This window comes from Acinetobacter sp. 742879 (assembly GCF_000588535.1).
Classification (GTDB): domain Bacteria; phylum Pseudomonadota; class Gammaproteobacteria; order Pseudomonadales; family Moraxellaceae; genus Acinetobacter; species Acinetobacter pittii.
The window spans coordinates 1-18,080 of sequence record NZ_JFYC01000025.1 but is presented as its reverse complement, the minus strand read 5'-3'; the positions used below and the strand labels follow the sequence as shown (position 1 = coordinate 18,080).

Sequence of the window (18,080 nt, the reverse complement as noted above, 5' to 3'; positions counted from 1 at the left end):
TGTATGGATATGGATAATCAAAACACAAAAATTTATACGGATAAAGTTCTTGCCGTAACCAGTTTACTGTTTGTATTTATTTCAGTTGCTGGTTTGGCGATTTATTCGCAAGAGTCGATCAAGATCGCTGCAACATGGATGCAGTGGACGACATCGGTATTTACCACCCCAGTATTACTGTTTGCTTTTTTAGCCATTATTTTTACTTTTGGTCTAGCTTTTAGTAAATACGGCAAAATCAAACTAGGTGAAGGAAAGCCTCAATACACCACGATGTCATGGATTTTTATGTTCATCTTGTCGGGTATCGGGTCTTCTACATTGTACTGGGGCTTTTTGGACTGGGCTTACTATTATCAAACTCCGGGTTTGAGCTTACCGCCTGAGTCAGCAGAAGCATTGAAATATAGCGTGGCTTACTCGTTTTTTCACTCAGGTTTAAGTGCATGGGCAATTTATGCTTTGGCATCAATTTCTTTGTGCTACAGCTACCATGTTAGAAAAAACAAAGGCTTAAGTTTGGCTTCAGTGATTGAAGCGGTAACAGGCTTTAAATCAACAGGTGTGGTTGGGCGTTTAGTCGACTTAATGTTCTTGCTTTGCATGTTTGGTGCATTAACGATTTCGCTTGTACTCACTGCCGTGACATTTACCAATATTTTGTCTCAGCTCACAGGTATCCCAAATACCTTTATGACCAAAGTCATCATTATTTTGGGTGTTTCGGTTCTATTTGCACTCAGTTCGTATGTAGGTATGGATAAGGGCATGCAACGTTTAAGTCACATGGTGTGTTTAGGCGTGGTGCTATTTGCAATTTATGTACTTTGCTTTGGTCCAACTCAATTCATTTTGAATAATTCATTAATGAGTTTCGGGTTAATGGCTACCAACTTTGTTGATATGAGTTTGTTTACCGACCCAATGGGTGACGGCAAGTTTACTCGTGAATGGACTGTTTTCTACTGGTTATGGTGGATTTCATATGCACCGGGTGTGGCACTCTTTGTAACGCGTGTTTCTAAAGGCCGTACTATTAAAGAAGTGATCTTTGCCATGGTGATTGGCGGCAGTGTTGGTCTTTGGTTTATCTTTGGTGTGTTTGAAAACTACAGTGTTTATAGCTTTATTCATGGGGCTGTAAATGTACCGCAAATCTTAAGCCAACAGGGTGGTGAGGTTGCAATTGGTCAATTGCTCAGCCTATTACCTGCTGGAAAGCTGATGATGTGGATTTTCCTCGGCATTATGGTGGTGTTCTTGGCAGCACATATGGATGCGGTTGGATATGCGGTTTCAGCAACATGTACACGCGGTTTAAGTGAAGGGCAAGATCCATCGCCAAATGCCCGTCTGTTCTGGTGTGTCATGCTGACTTTGGTTCCGATTGCCATGATCTTTAGTAAGGCACCTTTAGACACAATGAAAACAGCAACAATTGTGACGGCTTTACCATTCATCGTGATTATTCTGATTCAGACCTATGGCTTAGTGAAATGGCTCATACAGGATTATGCCAAAGTCCCATCACATTTGATTGAACAACAAGGTTATGATGATGCAGAAATTGGTTTAAACCAGTCTCAAGATGAACATGCAAAACGGATGCAGCTTGAGCTTGCAAGCTCAATCAAACTGGACAGAAAAACCAGCTAGAGGGAACGGTAATGACTACAAGTGAACAGACTACGTATGCCTTAAGTGAAGAAATGCAAAGCCTTGTGTACTGGAGCAGCATTTATTCACCAGCAGATGCAGATATTGACTCAGTTCGTGCAGCATATGACGCAATGTGTCGACACTATACTTTGCCTCGTGATGGCAAGATTGAAGTCGAAGATAGAGTTGTTGCAAATGCAGAGCATTCAGTACCTGTTCGCATCTATTCACCAAAAACTAAACGACCTGAAGCTAGTTGGCCATGTGTGTTGTATTTACATGGTGGTGGTTGGATGATGGGTGGCCTCGATTCACATGAGTTTATTACCAGTTATTTGTGTCAGGACTTAAATACAGTTGTCATTAGTGTGGATTACCGCATGGCACCAGAGCATCATTTTCCAGCAGCTTTTGAAGATTGTTTAGCAGTTTATCAATGGCTTAAACAACATGGTTCTGACTGGCAGATTGATAGCGAAAATATCGTTCTAGCAGGCGATAGCGCAGGCGGTAACTTAGCAGCAGCCCTTGCAGTGCATCTACAGCATAGTGGTATGCAAGCTCAAGGTCTAGCTTTGGTTTATCCGTGTTTAACTACAGCACTTGATACACCAGCTGCACAAAAGCATGCCCATGCGCCGTTACTCACAACGGAAGATATGCATTTTTATTTAAAGGAATATGCACCTAATCCACAAGATTGGCAGGATGTACGTCTAGCACCTTTATTGGCAATGGATTTTTCAGATATGCCTGCAAGTTTTGTCACAGTTGCAGAGTATGACCCTTTAAGTGATGACGGTTATTTCCTTACCCAAAAATTGCAACAAGCAGGCATCCCTAACGAGTTTCATTTAGGTAAAGGTTTATTACATGGCAGTTTACGTCTCATGCGTGATTGTCCTGAAGTTCAACAGTTATATCAAAACATGCTGAGTGCGATACGCCGCATGTTTGGCAGTGTCGAAAAGACATCAATTTAATATCGAGTCATTTGGACGAAAAGAATTTAATGGAGTAATAACATGAGTGCAGTTGAAAAATTACCTGAAGATTTTTGCGCAAACCCAGATGTTGCATGGACTTTCCCTAAAGTTTTCTACACTTCATCGCAAGTATTTGAGCATGAGAAAGAAGCAATCTTTGCTAAAAGCTGGATTTGTGTTGCACATGGCAGTGAATTGGCACAACCGAATGACTATATTACCCGTAAAGTAATTGGTGAAAATATTGTCATCATTCGTGGTAAAGATAGTGTTTTACGTGCGTTTTATAATGTGTGTCCGCACCGTGGTCACGAGCTTTTAAGTGGCAGTGGTAAAGCAAAAAATGTAATTACTTGCCCATATCATGCTTGGACTTTTAAGCTAGATGGTAGCTTAGCTTTGGCACGTAACTGTGACCACGTTGAATCTTTCGATAAAGAAAACTCAAGCATGGTGCCTTTAAAAGTTGAGGAATATGCAGGATTTGTTTTCATTAATATGGATGAAAATGCGACTTGTGTAGAAGACCAACTTCCGGAATTTGCTGAGCGTTTAAATCAAGCATGTAGCGTAATTAAAGATTTGAAACTGGCGGCACGTTTTGTGACAGAAACTCCAGCAAACTGGAAAGTGATTGTTGATAACTATCTAGAGTGTTATCACTGTGGACCAGCGCATCCTGGTTTTGCTGACTCCGTACAAGTTGATAAATATTGGCATACCACACATCAGAACTGGACATTGCAATATGGCTTTGCTCGCTCATCTGAGAAGTCATTTAAGCTTGATCCATCAGTAACAGATCCTGAGTTTCATGGTTTCTGGACTTGGCCTTGCACGATGTTCAACGTACCACCGGGCAGCAATTTCATGACGGTGATCTATGAGTTTCCAGTAGATGCAGAAACGACTTTGCAGCATTACGATATTTACTTCACGAACGAAGAGCTCACTCAAGATCAGAAAGATTTGATTGAGTGGTATCGCAATGTATTCCGTCCTGAAGATTTGAACTTGGTAGAAAGTGTACAACGTGGTTTGAAATCACGTGGTTATCGAGGCCAAGGCCGTATTATGACTGATAAGCAACGTTCAGGAATTAGTGAACATGGTATTGCTTACTTCCAACATTTAGTGGCGCAGCATCACAAATAAAACAAATGGATTTATTCAGGTGTAAAGATGACTTACACCTGACTCTTCAATTAGGAAGATGATATGTCGAGTTTACAAAGTACTGAATTATTTCAGCAACAAGCCTATATTAACGGACAATGGTTAGCTGCACAGTCGAATGCGGCGGTTCCGGTAACTAACCCTGCAACAGGCGAAGAAATTGGCACAATTCCAAATATGGGAGCGGCTGAGGCGACTCAAGCAGTTGAGGCTGCTTATACGGCTTTGCAAAGCTGGAAAGCTTTAACTGCCCAAAACCGTGCAGATATTTTATTGGCTTGGTACAAACTGGTTCTCGATCATACCGATGAACTTGCTCTCATTATGACTATTGAACAAGGAAAGCCTTTGGCAGAAGCAAAAGGTGAAGTGCGTTATGCTGCATCCTTTATTCAATGGTTTGCCGAAGAAGGCAAGCGTATTTATGGTGATGTGATTCCAACCGTAAATAACCAGCAGCGCTTTATTATTAGTAAAGAACCTGTGGGGGTTGTGGCTGCTATTACGCCGTGGAATTTCCCAATTGCTATGATTACGCGTAAAGCAGCACCAGCTTTAGCAGCTGGATGTACGATAGTGATTAAGCCAGCAAATGAAACACCTTACTGTGCTTTAGCGATTGCGAAACTTGCCGAAAAAGCAGGTATTCCAGCTGGTGTAATTAATGTTGTTACCGGTAAATCTCAAGAAATTGGTTCTGTATTTACTTCGCATGAAAAAGTGAAGAAATTGACGTTTACTGGCTCAACTCCAGTAGGACGCCTACTGATGCAGCAGTGTTCAAGCACCATTAAAAAATTGGCGCTTGAGTTAGGTGGTAATGCGCCTCTGATTGTGTTTGACGATGCCGATTTAGATAAAGCTGTACAAGGCGCGATTTTTGCCAAGTTCCGTAATGCAGGCCAGACCTGTGTTTGTGCTAACCGCATTTATGTACACGACAATATTTATCAAGCTTTTGCCGAGAAGTTTGTACAAGAAGTACAAAAGTTTAAAGTCGGTAATGGACTTGAAGATGGTGTGCAAATTGGTCCATTAATTAATGAAAAAGCAGTTTTGAAAGCACAGCAGTTGATTGATGATGCAGTGAGCAAAGGCGCTAAAATTGCTTGCGGTGGTAAACAGCATGTTTTAGGGCAAACCTTTTATGAGCCGTCAGTTCTAACGAACGTTGACCGTACAATGGAAATTGTCCAAGAAGAAATTTTTGGTCCAGTTGCGCCGCTTATTCACTTTACAGATGAAGCAGACGTCGTTTCTCAAGCAAATGACACGATCTTCGGTTTGGCTGCGTATGTTTATAGCGAAAATATTTCACGTTTATGGCGAGTGTCAGAACAGCTTGAATATGGAATGGTCGGTATGAATGCCACAGCAATTTCAAATGAAGTTGTACCATTTGGTGGTGTGAAACAATCAGGTGTTGGGCGTGAAGGCTCAAAATATGGTCTTGAAGAATTCATGACCATTAAATACATGTGTTTAGGGCTTTAAGGATAAGCGCTAACAACAAAAATATGCGGTAAAAGAAGGATTCTAATATGGCGAGTCATTATGAAATGTTCCCAGCGGTTGTTACTCGTGTGGAACAGCTAACCCCTTTAATCAAACGGTTTACGTTCAAACGTCAAGATGGGCAGAACTTTCCTCGATTTAGTGGGGGAAGCCATATTATTGTCAAAATGAATGAACAGCTTTCAAATGCATATTCATTGATGAGCTGTACGCAAGATTTATCAACTTACCAAGTCTGTGTTCGTAAAGATGTGGAAGGTAAGGGTGGTTCAGTGTTTATGCATGATCAGTGTAATGAAGGCTGTGAAATTCAGATTTCAGAACCAAAAAATTTATTTCCATTAGCTGAAACAGGCAATAAACATATTTTAATTGCAGGTGGAATTGGTATTACACCATTCTTGCCTCAAATGGACGAGCTTGCAGCACGTGGTGCAGATTTTGAGCTACATTATGCTTACCGCTCACCTGAACATGCGGCTTTGTTAGATGAGTTAAAGCAGAAACATGCAGAACATGTGTTTAATTATGTTGACTCAGAAGGTTGCTCATTAAAGCTGGATGAATTGATTTCATCACAACCTAAAGGCACACATGTGTATGTTTGTGGGCCGAAACCCATGATTGATGCTGTGATTGATTGCTGTAATAAGCACCGTTACCGCGATGAGTACATTCACTGGGAACAATTCGCTTCAGCAGTTCCTGAAGATGGGGAAGCATTTACGGTTGTACTAGCCAAGTCTAATCAGGAAATTGAAGTACAAAGTAATCAGACGATTTTACAAGCTATTGAAACATTAAATATTGATGTGGAATGCTTATGTCGCGAAGGCGTATGCGGTACATGTGAAACTGCTATTTTAGAAGGCGAAGCAGATCACTTTGATCAATACTTAAGTGATGCAGAAAAGGCTTCACAGAAGAGCATGATGATTTGTGTGTCGAGAGCTAAAGGTAAAAAACTAATATTAGATCTTTAATATATTTCTGTGGCCGATCAATTATTTAAAGCAAAAAAATGCTAAAAAAAGAACAAATAATGATGATCTGAATCTTATTTGTTCAATTGATGGGCATTAAGGGTTTTTACCTATTGACCTGCTATACAGAACTATAGATAATGCGCACACAGTTTACGGCTATGTAGCTCAGTTGGTTAGAGCACCGCACTCATAATGCGGGGGTCACAAGTTCAAGTCTCGTCATAGCCACCATTTTAAAAACCACGCTCCTGCGTGGTTTCTTTTTATCTATTTTTTACTCATTAAAATGTTTTTCAATCATATCGAGTGTTTTTGAGCTTTGATAAAAGGGAGCTAAAAGCGCTTGAAGTAAAGGTTCTAAAATACCGTGCTCATTAAAGGCAACCATAACCTTCGGATAAAAACGTAAAGCTTCTGTTTGTAAGTCGTTTTCGGTTAATCCAATCTCACTTAATACTTCAAATAAACTCTGATCTTTATAAAAGTCATAAAAAACTTCGACACCATACAAAATCAGATCTTGCATAAATTCTGATTGACGTAATTCTTTCCAGTATTCGTAAATTAAAACAAAGAACTCTTCAACATCGAGAGGAGTGAGTTGTTTCATAAACTCATACATTTTTTTATGTCTGATATCTTCCCAAACATGACGCACTAGACTTTCTAAATCTTCACTCGATAAAAGACTTAATTCTGTAAGTTGCTCGTGAATAAAACTGGCAATCCAGGTTTCAAGTTTATGCTCAAGACGTTGCTGCTGCAAAAAGGAAAATTTTTTGAGTTTATGTTGCCATTCAAAATGATAGTCATCCACTCTAGAGGCAGTTAGAAGTTTTGGTAATTTTTGTTCTAGAGTTGAGGTTGCAATATATTGGCAAAGCTGTTGTACAGAAGGGCTAGTTCTTAAAAACTGATTGAGATAATGAGGAATATGCTCCATTTCTAAAAATTTAGAAAGCCACATTTCAAACTGGTGGTCAGAGACCAAGTCTTGTAACTGAATTGGAGACTTCATAGCAGATAAATAAATACGCTGCGCGATTTCCCCAATAAATTCAAGTAAACCGGCACCTAGCTGCATTTCAAAAGCATAGCGTTTCACAACGGCTTGTAGTTGCTCTAAATCAACAACTTCATGTAGCTTGATTTCGTCAGCATGTTGCATAAATAACTGAATGAACTGCTGGAAATAAATAGGTGAGTTTTCTATAGATAATTGTTTTTTGAAAAATTCCACCTGCTCAAGCAAAAGTGCTTGAGCAAGTGCTGTAGTTTTTGATGAGTTTTTCTGCTCAGTCATTCGCTGTCCAACCGTTGACAATCGGATAACGTCGTTCACGACTAAATGCACGAGAGGTAATTCTCGGGCCAATCGCACCTTGACGACGTTTGTATTCATTACGATCAACTAAACGGATGACTTTTTCAACAACTTCTTTATCAAAACCTTTGGCAATAATATCGGCCTGACCTAAATCTTCTTCAATGTATGCGTAAAGGATGGCATCCAATACATCATATGCTGGTAAAGAGTCTTGGTCTTTTTGATCTGGGCGAAGTTCTGCTGAAGGTGGGCGGGTAATCACACGCTCAGGAATAACTGGAGTTTCACTTAAGCTATTACGGTATTTTGCTAATTCAAACACGATAGTTTTATAAACATCTTTTAGAACCGCAAAGCCACCAACCATATCGCCATAAAGTGTACAGTAGCCAACTGACAGTTCAGATTTATTTCCTGTAGCAAGGACTAAATTACCAAACTTGTTTGATAAACCCATAAGCAATGTGCCACGAGCACGCGCTTGTAAATTTTCTTCAGTTGCATCAGCTGGTGAATTACCAAAGAAAGGATACAGGGTTTGCATGAAGCTATTTACGATTGAGTGAATTTCAGCAATACCAAAAGTCACCCCCTTACGGCGAGCTTGTTCAGCCGCATCTTCTACACTAATTTGAGAAGTGTAAGTATAAGGCATCATTACAGCTTGCACTTTTTCTGCACCGATTGCATCCACAGCAATCGCAAGTGTAAGGGCAGAGTCGATACCACCAGAAAGACCCAGAATCACACCTGGGAAGCCTGAGCGCTCTACATAGTCACGAGTTGCCATGACTAAACCTTGATAGATTTCTGCAAATGTTTCTAATGCAGGAGCAGATTCAGTGACTTTAAATAACTTTGTATCACGGTCAAATTCAGCAATATAAATGTCTTCTTTAAAGCTTGCTGCTTGTAAAGCAATTTCACCATTTTGATTGCTGACAAAACTTGTACCATCAAAAATTAAATCGTCTTGTCCGCCCACTTGGTTAACGTAAACAATATTTAGATGAAGTTGTTTTGCAAGTTCACTTAAGGTCTGTATACGGTGTTGTGGTTTGCCAACTTCATATGGTGATGAGTTGAGTACAAGAGCAGTATCAACATTTAATTGACTCAACTGTTTGACCGTATTAATTGACCAGATATCTTCACAAATTAATACACCAAACTTATGCCCAAGATATTCAAACACCAAATGCTGATGGCCTTTTTGGAAATAACGTTTTTCATCAAAGACGCCATAGTTTGGTAAATTATGTTTATTAAAAACACCCAAAACTTGACCGTCTTTCATGACAGCAGCAGAATTGTAACGTTGACCATCTTCTGTCTGGTTCACAAATCCGAAAACCATAACAATATCTTTAACTTCGGCAAGTTGTGCAAAAGCCTTTTGCATACGTTTATTTAAATTTGGACGTAACAATAGATCTTCAGCTGGATAACCAATAACAGAAAGCTCGGGAAAAATAATCAGGTCAGCGTCTTGTTTTTTCGCCTGATTTACTTGCTCAATCATCTTTTGGGTGTTTGAGTCAATATTGCCAATATGCGGAGAAAACTGAGCAAGGGCAACTTTAAAACTTTTCATTCAAACCTAATCCTAGATCATAACGAATATAGATACACACAGTGTTGATTTTTATGGATATAATTTTTCAACGATGTGTATGATACGATAGTAAACAATTAAAATAGTAAACAAAAATGTCAAGATCAATAATATATACCAATCCCATATTTTCTGCGTAAAAATAACGAGATTTTCTGTATAGAATAGAAACAGGCTTCATTATTTTTATTGTTTGTATACTGCCTTATCACAAGCTAATTTGGAATAAGTCTGTTCTATTTTTTTCAATAATTTGAATTGAATAAGCGCAATTTTATAGTTTAGATAAGTATTTCTGATTTATAAGAATTCTCATTTACATTACGCAAAAAATGTTACGTTCAAAGCGAGATTGATTATTTAGTTACAAATGAAGTTGAGGTGAACAGATAATATTTGGGATTTTTCCAGAGCAAATATCGCGCGCAATTTCGCCTTGCTGTTCAATATTATACGTACTAAATGCCTTGTCAGGGTGGTAGGTATATTTGTAGGGATTGTAACTTTTAAAGCTGAGGTAATAGGCTGATTGTAATAAAGCGCCTTTAAGTAGTATATGAATGCCTTTTTGATATTGCATGACGTGGGTGAGTTCGTGAATAAAAATACCCTGCATAAACTTAGACTCTAGAGCGTAATCTTCGCTGTAATCAGCAGGATTGACATAAATATTCCCATTGGGGGCCATAAAAATACCGCAACTCTGCCAAGGGAGGTAGCGCGTAGCAATAATTTTAGGCCGTTCGCAATCAAGCATGTCACCGAAAACCATTTGCGCTAATATTTTTTCTTGAGCAGTCAAATGTCTAATCGGATAGTTTTTTAAGTGACGGAAAATAAAAAGTATAAGAAGAATAAATGGTGTATGGATTAAGCGTTTAAGGGCATTAAAAGTTAGCATAGCTTTGCCATTAAATGAGTTCATCTATTTCTTTAGCATAGTATAGATCATGTGTTGCTAAATAAAGAGCTATGACTATTCATTAGTTTTATAGTTCTGTTTTTATAAATATTTAAATGAATTTCATGTTTTTATTATTGTGAATATAAGACTTCTTAGAGAAGAAAAGCAAAAGCCCCAGTTAGAACTGAGGCTTTACAACAACTAAAATCACAACAGCAAATAAAATTAAGGTTGGCATTTCATTAAAAAAGCGCCAGAACTTATGTGATTTATAGTGAGCATTTCCGATGAGCTTTTTACGATAATAGCCACATACCAAATGATAAATCACTAATAAAGCCACTAATCCAACTTTGAGGTAAAACCAAGTCGCTTGATGGTAATGTCGAGTTGCATCACCCCACTCTACAAGGAAATGGGCGGTAATTAATGTAGCAATCATCGAAGGCCACATAATTCCACGATACAACTTGCGTTCCATTACCTCAAAGCGTTGATGACTTGCAGCATCTTCACTCATAGCATGATAAACATATAGACGTGGTAAGTAGAACAAAGCAGCGAACCAGCAAACCACGGCAATAATATGTAATGCTTTTACCCACAAAAAAGCATCAGAAGGTGCATCCATCGATAATCCTAGGTGGGATTATGCATCCCACTTCTTGAAAATAAGGCAAGCGTTAACACCGCCAAAGCCAAAACTGTTACTCATTACAGTATTCAATTTTGCATCACGTTTTTCAAGTACGATATCGAAAGGTTTTGCGCCTTCATCAAGTTCAGTCACGTTGATGTTTGGTGCAATAAAGTCATTTTGCATCATTAGCACAGAGTAAATAGCCTCCTGTACACCAGCTGCACCCAAGCTATGACCTGTCATAGATTTGGTTGAGCTAAGAGGAGGTACGTTACCTTCACCAAATGCACGTTCCATTGCTTTAAGTTCTGTAATGTCACCAGCTGGAGTAGAAGTACCATGTGTATTTACATAGTCAATTTTCTCTACGCCATGTTGCTTAGCTTCTTCAAGTGCCATTAATACACAACGTGTAGCACCTTCACCACTTGGAGCAACCATGTCCGCGCCATCACTGTTCGCAGCATAACCTACTACTTCAGCTAAAATGTTCGCACCACGTGCTTGCGCGTGCTCAAGTGATTCAAGTACTACGAAACCACCACCGCCAGCAATAACGAAGCCGTCACGGTCTGCTGAATATGGGCGAGATGCTGTTTCTGGAGTGTCGTTATATTTCGAGCAAAGTGCGCCCATTGCATCAAACAATAAACTTTGAGACCAGTGATCTTCTTCACCGCCACCAGCAAGCATAAGGTCTTGTTTGCCAAGTTGAATTAAGTTGTACGCATAACCAATTGCATCTGCAGAAGTTGCGCAAGCACTTGTAATAGTATGTGAAATACCTTGTAGCTTAAATGCAACACCTACGTTTGCAGTAATGGTGTTTGACATGTTACGTGGTACAAAGAATGGACCCACTTTACGTGCGCCTTTAGTCTCTAATAATTCTGTCATTTCAACAACAGAAGCAGTTGAGCCACCACCTGAACCACCTGCAATACCATAACGTGGATTACCAGCAAGTTGTTCAGGAGTAAGGCCTGCATGTTCAACTGCAGCTACAGCAGCGTTGTATGCATACATCGCACATACGCCCATGAAGCGTTTTAATTTACGGTCGATATTATCAAAGTCTTGTTCTGCAGCAGCGCTGACATGACTTTTAAAATTGAGTTCAGCATAAGTTGGGTTAAAACGTGTCCCGGAGATTCCATTTTGAAGTGAATGAGTAACTGCTTCTAAAGAGTTACCGATACATGAGTTAATACCCATACCAGTGATTACAACACGTTTCATCTACAGGTCCCTTTATGGTGATATTTAAGAGTCTATCGTGTTCAACAGCTATGAAAATGAATAGGAGAATATAGCTGTAAGAAAACGGGACTCATGTTTTTCGTTGTTAACATGATAGCAGAAAGGATTTTTATTTCTTATGGCAAATCTTTATGACAATTTTACATTTAAAAAAAATAACCAAATACATAGTATGTTGCATTTGGGGTTAACTAAAATACACACATTCAAGTTGAGATAAATCCACATTCCACCTAGTATTTATCTCTAATTAGATAAATTAAAAAATCGAGGTACTTGATGACAAAATTTAATAATAATCAATCTGACAATTTGTTTTCTCAGGTCTTCGGAGTGGCTAAAAAGCTCAGTTCTACAGGATTGAGTATCTTGCAACAGAACCAATCAGGTGACGTCAGTAAGGTAATTGAACCAATCCCAACTGGAAAAACTGTTGAAGGTAGATCGAGAACAAAAAGCCCATTTGAGGTTGAGCAATATGAAAGTCCTCAACAAATGCTAAGAGAACATTTACCAAAAGTCACACGTCAGGTATTTGGTCGACATTTTAAAAAAGTAAATGGTGTTGCTACATTTCTTTCGCCAGATTGGGATGAAAAAATCTCAGGCCATTTATTTAATTGGTTAAATGACTTTAGTTCAAAAAGTACCTTAACTGAAAAAATCCTAGAAGAAGCGGGTGCTAAAGATTTATTTGAATTAACTAAAGATACAGGTCGTTCTCAACGTCTAAGTCAGGCGCTTATAGAACAAAACAAGCTCATTGCGACTGTACAAGGTGCAATTACAGGTGTATCAGGCGTCGTTGGTGCAGCTGTAGATATTCCAGTATCATTGGTTTTGGTCTTAAGAACTATTTACCAGACAGGAAGGTCACATGGCTTTGATCTGCTGGAGGTAGCAGACCAAGATGTTGTTGAGTTTATTTTTAAAGAAGTTGACATTAGCCTGATTGCAGAGAAACAAACTCTCTTGTTGGCTTTAAAAACATTGCGAAATATGTTGGAAACTCAAGATATTCATCAATTTCAGCAAGTATTAGGTTCAACCACAGATATAGATACTTTAAAGAACTGGTTAACAGATGAAGAAGGGGAGTTTAAATGGGAATGGTTAAATCGTACTCCTAAACTTTCAGCTTTTGGTAAGTTTACTCCAGTTGCAGGCGCTGTTTTAAGTGCAGTATATAGCTGGAAATTACAAGAAGATGTAGGACATAAAGCTCAGGCAATTTTTGGAGCTGCAAGACATTATTTAAACGAACATCCAAGTGAGCATTTATCTCCACTACAGGCTTATTATGCTGCGGTTACACTCATTCAAAAAGCAAGCCCAAGACTTTTAAATGTAGGCGAAGATGGCAATATTCATGCTGCTCATCATCATAAAGTAGAAAATCACGAGGTAATCTCGAAAGTATCTATTGTGTTAAAACCTACAGAAAGCGAAAAAAGTGAAGAGAAAGTTCAGGAAAATGTTCATAAGGGCTTAGAAAAACTTGCTGACAAACATGTGACAGAACATGAGCATACTGAACAAAAGCCTGCTCTAACTCCGGAGGATGATGACGAGATATTAGAAGATAAAAAATACTCTTAACAATACGCTTACAAAGTGAAGGTTTAAAAAGTAGAAATAACCTCTATTTAAATTTGTAAATCGTGCTGTCAAACATTGATATGGTCAACATTTGGTAAGTATTGCCGTGTTGACCATTTTTGCATCTTGGCTTACAATTATGTGCCCTTAAAAAGAGGTATTTTCTTTTTAAGGTTTTTTAATAACGGGAGAATTGCCATATGGCAACAACGAATCAGTTGATCCGTAAGGGTCGTACGACTTTGGTTGAAAAATCCAAAGTTCCTGCGTTGAAGGCTTGTCCACAACGTCGTGGTGTTTGTACACGTGTTTATACAACTACACCTAAAAAACCTAACTCAGCTATGCGTAAGGTTTGCCGTGTTCGCTTAACTTCAGGTTTTGAAGTATCTAGCTACATCGGTGGTGAAGGCCATAACTTACAAGAGCACAGTGTTGTTCTTATCCGTGGTGGTCGTGTTAAAGACTTACCGGGTGTACGTTACCATACCGTTCGTGGTTCATTAGACTGTGCTGGTGTTAAAGATCGTAATCAATCACGTTCTAAATACGGTACTAAGCGTCCTAAGAAGTAATTCTAGGAAACTAGTCGAATAAGCCCTTTAGCGTTTCGCTTGTTTGAATTCTTCATAGATTTGTAATTCAAGCGACGTATAGTAAGGCCAGCGTCGTGTACATGACACTTGTACAAACTGCTGGATCATCCTGAAGTGTCATATTATTAGGTGTATTAAAATGCCAAGACGTCGCGTAGTCGCTGCTCGTGAGATCCTTCCAGATCCAAAATTTAGCAGCCAAACAATCGCTAAATTCATGAACCACGTAATGCAAGATGGTAAAAAATCTATTGCAGAAAGTATCGTTTACGGTGCTTTAGAACGCGTTCAAGAAAAAAACAAAGTAGACCCAGTTGAATTTTTCGAGACTACTCTTGAAAAAGTTCGTCCTATGGTTGAAGTAAAAGCACGCCGTGTTGGTGGTGCTACTTATCAAGTACCTATGGAAGTACGCCCATCCCGTCGTACTGCCTTAGCTATGCGTTGGTTAGTAGATGCTGCTGCTAAGCGTTCTGAAAAAACGATGGCTTTACGTCTTGCTGGTGAGTTGCTTGATGCAGCTGAAGGTAAAGGTGCAGCAATCAAAAAACGTGAAGATGTGCACCGTATGGCTGAAGCTAACAAAGCCTTCTCTCACTACCGTTTCTAAGCGGATAAAACAGGCCTTATTCAGGAGAATATTCATGCGTACAGCAGCTCGATTCAACATTGCTCTCTATCAAAGTGGGGGCTTTGCAGGTATTTAAGTTGCCTGTTTGGATATTCGCGCGCATCAATTTAATTGGTGCGTCCTGTTTTAAATATAACATTTAGGAATGTAGACATCATGGCTCGCCAAACCCCAATTACTCGTTACCGTAACATCGGTATTTCTGCGCACATTGACGCAGGTAAAACAACTACAACTGAACGTATTTTGTTCTACACAGGTGTATCTCACAAAATTGGTGAAGTACACGACGGTGCAGCAACAATGGACTGGATGGAACAAGAGCAAGAGCGTGGTATTACAATTACCTCTGCTGCTACGACTTGTTTCTGGTCTGGTATGGGTAACCAATTCGAACAACACCGTATCAACGTAATTGACACCCCGGGACACGTAGACTTCACAATCGAAGTTGAACGTTCTATGCGTGTTCTTGACGGTGCGTGCATGGTTTACTGTGCTGTAGGTGGTGTACAACCTCAGTCTGAAACTGTATGGCGTCAAGCGAACAAATATAAAGTGCCTCGTTTAGCATTCGTGAACAAGATGGACCGTACTGGTGCAAACTTCTTCCGTGCTGTTGAGCAAGTTAAAACTCGTTTAGGTGGTAATCCTGTTCCTATCGTTGTGCCAATTGGTGCTGAAGATACATTCCAGGGTGTTGTTGACCTTATCGAAATGAAAGCGATTATCTGGGATGAAGCATCTCAAGGTATGAAGTTTGAATATGCTGATATCCCAGCTGACCTAGTTGATACGTCTAACGAATGGCGTACAAAAATGGTTGAAGCTGCGGCTGAAGCTTCTGAAGAATTAATGGACAAGTACCTAGAAGAAGGTGATCTTTCTAAAGAAGACATCATCGCTGGTTTACGTGCTCGTACATTAGCTTCTGAAATTCAAGTAATGCTTTGTGGTTCTGCGTTCAAGAACAAAGGTGTTCAACGTATGTTGGATGCTGTAATTGAATTCTTACCATCACCTACAGAAGTTAAAGCGATCGAAGGTATCCTTGACGACAAAGACGAAACTAAAGCGTCTCGTGAAGCATCTGACGAAGCTCCGTTCTCTGCGCTTGCGTTCAAAATTATGAATGACAAATTTGTAGGTAACTTAACATTCGTACGTGTTTACTCTGGTGTTCTTAAACAAGGTGATCCGGTTTATAACCCAGTTAAAGCTAAGCGTGAACGTATCGGTCGTATCGTGCAAATGCATGCGAACGAACGTCAAGATCTTGATGAAATCCGTGCAGGTGATATCGCAGCGTGTGTAGGTCTTAAAGACGTTACAACTGGTGATACATTATGTGATGAGAAAAACATCATTACTCTTGAGCGTATGGAATTCCCAGAGCCAGTAATTTCATTGGCTGTTGAACCAAAAACTAAAGCAGACCAAGAAAAAATGTCTATCGCTTTAGGTCGTTTGGCTAAAGAAGATCCATCGTTCCGTGTTCGTACAGACGAAGAATCTGGTCAAACAATTATTGCTGGTATGGGTGAACTTCACCTTGACATCATTGTTGACCGTATGAAGCGTGAATTCGGTGTTGAAGCTAACATTGGTAAACCAATGGTTGCTTACCGTGAAACGATCAAAAAGTCTGTTGAACAAGAAGGTAAGTTCGTACGTCAAACTGGTGGTAAAGGTAAGTTTGGTCACGTATATGTACGTCTTGAACCGCTTGATGTTGAAGAAGCTGGTAAAGAATACCAATTCGTTGAAGAAGTTGTTGGTGGTGTAGTACCTAAAGAATTCTTTGGCGCGGTTGACAAAGGTATTCAAGAACGTATGAAGAATGGTGTATTGGCTGGTTACCCTGTTGTTGGTATTAAAGCGACATTATTCGACGGTTCTTACCATGACGTCGACTCTGACGAATTATCGTTCAAAATGGCAGGTTCTTATGCCTTCCGTGATGGTTTCATGAAAGCGGATCCTATCCTTCTTGAACCTATCATGAAAGTTGAAGTAGAAACTCCAGAAGACTACATGGGCGATATCATGGGTGACTTAAACCGTCGTCGTGGTATGGTTCAAGGTATGGACGATCTTCCTGGTGGAACAAAAGCAATTCGTGCAGAAGTTCCTCTTGCTGAGATGTTTGGTTACGCGACTCAAATGCGTTCTATGTCTCAAGGTCGTGCGACTTACTCTATGGAATTTGCTAAATATGCTGAAACTCCACGTAACGTGGCAGAAGGCATCATCGCTAAATTCCAAGCTGGCGGTAAAAAAGGTGACGACGAGTAATCTTTCGATTACTATAAGCCCAAACTAATTTCTTAGTTAAAAACCAAGTGCTCATGGGGTGACCCTCCATGAGTAGTTTATAAAGGAAGATCATCATGGCTAAAGCCAAGTTTGAACGTAATAAGCCACACGTAAACGTGGGCACAATCGGTCACGTTGACCATGGTAAAACAACTTTAACTGCTGCGATTGCAACAATTTGTGCAAAAACTTACGGCGGTGAAGCGAAAGATTACTCACAAATCGACTCAGCACCTGAAGAAAAAGCACGTGGTATTACAATTAATACTTCACACGTAGAATACGATTCTCCAATTCGTCACTACGCGCACGTTGACTGCCCGGGCCACGCCGATTACGTTAAAAACATGATTACTGGTGCTGCTCAGATGGACGGCGCGATCCTTGTGTGTGCTGCGACTGACGGTCCAATGCCACAAACTCGTGAACACATCCTTCTTTCTCGTCAGGTTGGTGTACCTTACATCATCGTATTCTTAAACAAGTGTGACCTTGTTGATGATGAAGAATTACTTGAATTAGTAGAAATGGAAGTTCGTGAACTTCTTTCTACTTATGACTTCCCAGGTGATGACACTCCAGTTATCCGTGGTTCTGCGCTTAAAGCGTTGGAAGGCGATGCCGGTCAATATGGTGAGTCTTCAGTTCTTGCTCTTGTTGAAGCGCTTGACTCTTACATCCCAGAACCAGAACGTGCTATCGACAAAGCATTCTTAATGCCAATCGAAGACGTATTCTCAATTTCTGGTCGTGGTACTGTAGTAACAGGCCGTGTAGAAGCTGGTATCGTTAAAGTTGGTGAAGAAGTAGAGATCGTTGGTATTAAAGATACAGTTAAAACAACTGTAACTGGCGTAGAAATGTTCCGTA

The 18,080-nt window shown here is 39.7% G+C and carries 15 protein-coding genes and 1 tRNA gene; 11 read left to right on the top strand and 5 right to left on the bottom strand.

Features of this window, described 5'->3' with window-relative positions; translation table 11 throughout:
- Window positions 1–3 precede the first annotated feature (3 nt).
- From J690_RS22560 to J690_RS22535, 6 genes are all read left to right on the top strand, one after another.
- Window positions 4–1,656 (top strand): BCCT family carnitine transporter, encoded by a 1,653-nt coding sequence (locus tag J690_RS22560; RefSeq protein ID WP_080631146.1) that lies wholly within the window; start codon window positions 4–6, stop codon window positions 1,654–1,656.
- A gap of 11 nt (window positions 1,657–1,667) precedes the next feature.
- The gene (locus J690_RS22555) at window positions 1,668–2,642 is read left to right on the top strand and encodes an alpha/beta hydrolase (protein ID WP_032038590.1); all 975 of its coding nucleotides are present in this window, start codon (window positions 1,668–1,670) and stop codon (window positions 2,640–2,642) included.
- Between the two features lie 42 nt (window positions 2,643–2,684).
- Window positions 2,685–3,800, top strand: a complete 1,116-nt coding sequence (gene cntA, locus J690_RS22550; protein WP_002120432.1) for a carnitine monooxygenase subunit alpha — start codon at window positions 2,685–2,687, stop codon at window positions 3,798–3,800.
- 63 nt (window positions 3,801–3,863) lie between these two features.
- Window positions 3,864–5,315 (top strand): NAD-dependent succinate-semialdehyde dehydrogenase, encoded by a 1,452-nt coding sequence (locus J690_RS22545; RefSeq protein ID WP_032038588.1) that lies wholly within the window; start codon window positions 3,864–3,866, stop codon window positions 5,313–5,315.
- Window positions 5,316–5,362: 47 nt separating this feature from the next.
- Window positions 5,363–6,319: a carnitine monooxygenase, reductase subunit CntB gene (cntB, locus tag J690_RS22540; RefSeq protein ID WP_032038586.1), complete on the top strand. Its 957-nt coding sequence runs from the start codon at window positions 5,363–5,365 to the stop codon at window positions 6,317–6,319.
- A gap of 157 nt (window positions 6,320–6,476) precedes the next feature.
- Window positions 6,477–6,553, top strand: a tRNA-Met gene (locus J690_RS22535).
- A gap of 43 nt (window positions 6,554–6,596) precedes the next feature.
- Here the strand turns inward: J690_RS22535 and J690_RS22530 are convergent.
- The 5 genes from J690_RS22530 to J690_RS22510 form a co-directional block, all read right to left on the bottom strand.
- Entirely contained in the window at window positions 6,597–7,625 is a 1,029-nt protein-coding gene (locus J690_RS22530; protein ID WP_032038583.1) for a hypothetical protein, read from the bottom strand.
- Window positions 7,618–9,243, bottom strand: a complete 1,626-nt coding sequence (locus J690_RS22525) for an NAD+ synthase (RefSeq protein WP_032038581.1) — start codon at window positions 9,241–9,243, stop codon at window positions 7,618–7,620. The genes J690_RS22530 and J690_RS22525 overlap by 8 nt, the downstream gene beginning before the upstream one ends.
- 385 nt (window positions 9,244–9,628) lie before the next feature.
- Window positions 9,629–10,189, bottom strand: a complete 561-nt coding sequence (locus J690_RS22520) for a hypothetical protein (RefSeq protein ID WP_032038579.1) — start codon at window positions 10,187–10,189, stop codon at window positions 9,629–9,631.
- Between the two features lie 157 nt (window positions 10,190–10,346).
- Window positions 10,347–10,799, bottom strand: coding sequence for a protoporphyrinogen oxidase HemJ (gene hemJ / locus J690_RS22515; protein ID WP_002120291.1), 453 nt, complete (start codon window positions 10,797–10,799; stop codon window positions 10,347–10,349).
- Between the two features lie 18 nt (window positions 10,800–10,817).
- Entirely contained in the window at window positions 10,818–12,047 is a 1,230-nt protein-coding gene (locus J690_RS22510) for a beta-ketoacyl synthase N-terminal-like domain-containing protein (RefSeq protein ID WP_014205967.1), read from the bottom strand.
- Window positions 12,048–12,347: 300 nt separating this feature from the next.
- Here J690_RS22510 and J690_RS22505 point away from each other — a divergent pair, with 300 nt between their 5' ends.
- The 5 genes from J690_RS22505 to J690_RS22485 all read left to right on the top strand — a co-directional run.
- The gene (locus J690_RS22505; RefSeq protein WP_032038577.1) at window positions 12,348–13,667 is read left to right on the top strand and encodes an EcsC family protein; all 1,320 of its coding nucleotides are present in this window, start codon (window positions 12,348–12,350) and stop codon (window positions 13,665–13,667) included.
- Window positions 13,668–13,867: 200 nt separating this feature from the next.
- Window positions 13,868–14,242 carry a 30S ribosomal protein S12 gene (rpsL, locus tag J690_RS22500; RefSeq protein WP_002050319.1) on the top strand — a complete coding sequence of 125 codons (375 nt, stop codon included), beginning with the start codon at window positions 13,868–13,870 and terminating at the stop codon, window positions 14,240–14,242.
- A 160-nt stretch (window positions 14,243–14,402) separates the two neighbouring features.
- Window positions 14,403–14,873: a 30S ribosomal protein S7 gene (gene rpsG / locus J690_RS22495; protein WP_001138055.1), complete on the top strand. Its 471-nt coding sequence runs from the start codon at window positions 14,403–14,405 to the stop codon at window positions 14,871–14,873.
- A 177-nt stretch (window positions 14,874–15,050) separates the two neighbouring features.
- Window positions 15,051–17,189 (top strand): elongation factor G, encoded by a 2,139-nt coding sequence (gene fusA / locus J690_RS22490; RefSeq protein WP_002120436.1) that lies wholly within the window; start codon window positions 15,051–15,053, stop codon window positions 17,187–17,189.
- A 95-nt stretch (window positions 17,190–17,284) separates the two neighbouring features.
- Window positions 17,285–18,080: elongation factor Tu (locus J690_RS22485; protein ID WP_050688070.1), on the top strand; the 796-nt coding region annotated here is incomplete at its 3' end.

What these genes read in the sequence shown, in the direction of transcription:
- rpsL (WP_002050319.1), top strand. Translation starts at nt 13,868, where the DNA reads ATGGCAACAACGAATCAGTTGATCCGTAAGGGTCGTACGACTTTGGTT.
- J690_RS22555 (WP_032038590.1), top strand. Translation starts at nt 1,668, where the DNA reads ATGACTACAAGTGAACAGACTACGTATGCCTTAAGTGAAGAAATGCAA.
- fusA (WP_002120436.1), top strand. Translation starts at nt 15,051, where the DNA reads ATGGCTCGCCAAACCCCAATTACTCGTTACCGTAACATCGGTATTTCT.
- cntB (WP_032038586.1), top strand. Translation starts at nt 5,363, where the DNA reads ATGGCGAGTCATTATGAAATGTTCCCAGCGGTTGTTACTCGTGTGGAA.
- J690_RS22520 (WP_032038579.1), bottom strand. Translation starts at nt 10,189, where the DNA reads ATGAACTCATTTAATGGCAAAGCTATGCTAACTTTTAATGCCCTTAAA.
- J690_RS22510 (WP_014205967.1), bottom strand. Translation starts at nt 12,047, where the DNA reads ATGAAACGTGTTGTAATCACTGGTATGGGTATTAACTCATGTATCGGT.
- hemJ (WP_002120291.1), bottom strand. Translation starts at nt 10,799, where the DNA reads ATGGATGCACCTTCTGATGCTTTTTTGTGGGTAAAAGCATTACATATT.
- J690_RS22545 (WP_032038588.1), top strand. Translation starts at nt 3,864, where the DNA reads ATGTCGAGTTTACAAAGTACTGAATTATTTCAGCAACAAGCCTATATT.
- J690_RS22505 (WP_032038577.1), top strand. Translation starts at nt 12,348, where the DNA reads ATGACAAAATTTAATAATAATCAATCTGACAATTTGTTTTCTCAGGTC.
- cntA (WP_002120432.1), top strand. Translation starts at nt 2,685, where the DNA reads ATGAGTGCAGTTGAAAAATTACCTGAAGATTTTTGCGCAAACCCAGAT.
- rpsG (WP_001138055.1), top strand. Translation starts at nt 14,403, where the DNA reads ATGCCAAGACGTCGCGTAGTCGCTGCTCGTGAGATCCTTCCAGATCCA.
- J690_RS22525 (WP_032038581.1), bottom strand. Translation starts at nt 9,243, where the DNA reads ATGAAAAGTTTTAAAGTTGCCCTTGCTCAGTTTTCTCCGCATATTGGC.
- J690_RS22560 (WP_080631146.1), top strand. Translation starts at nt 4, where the DNA reads ATGGATATGGATAATCAAAACACAAAAATTTATACGGATAAAGTTCTT.
- J690_RS22530 (WP_032038583.1), bottom strand. Translation starts at nt 7,625, where the DNA reads ATGACTGAGCAGAAAAACTCATCAAAAACTACAGCACTTGCTCAAGCA.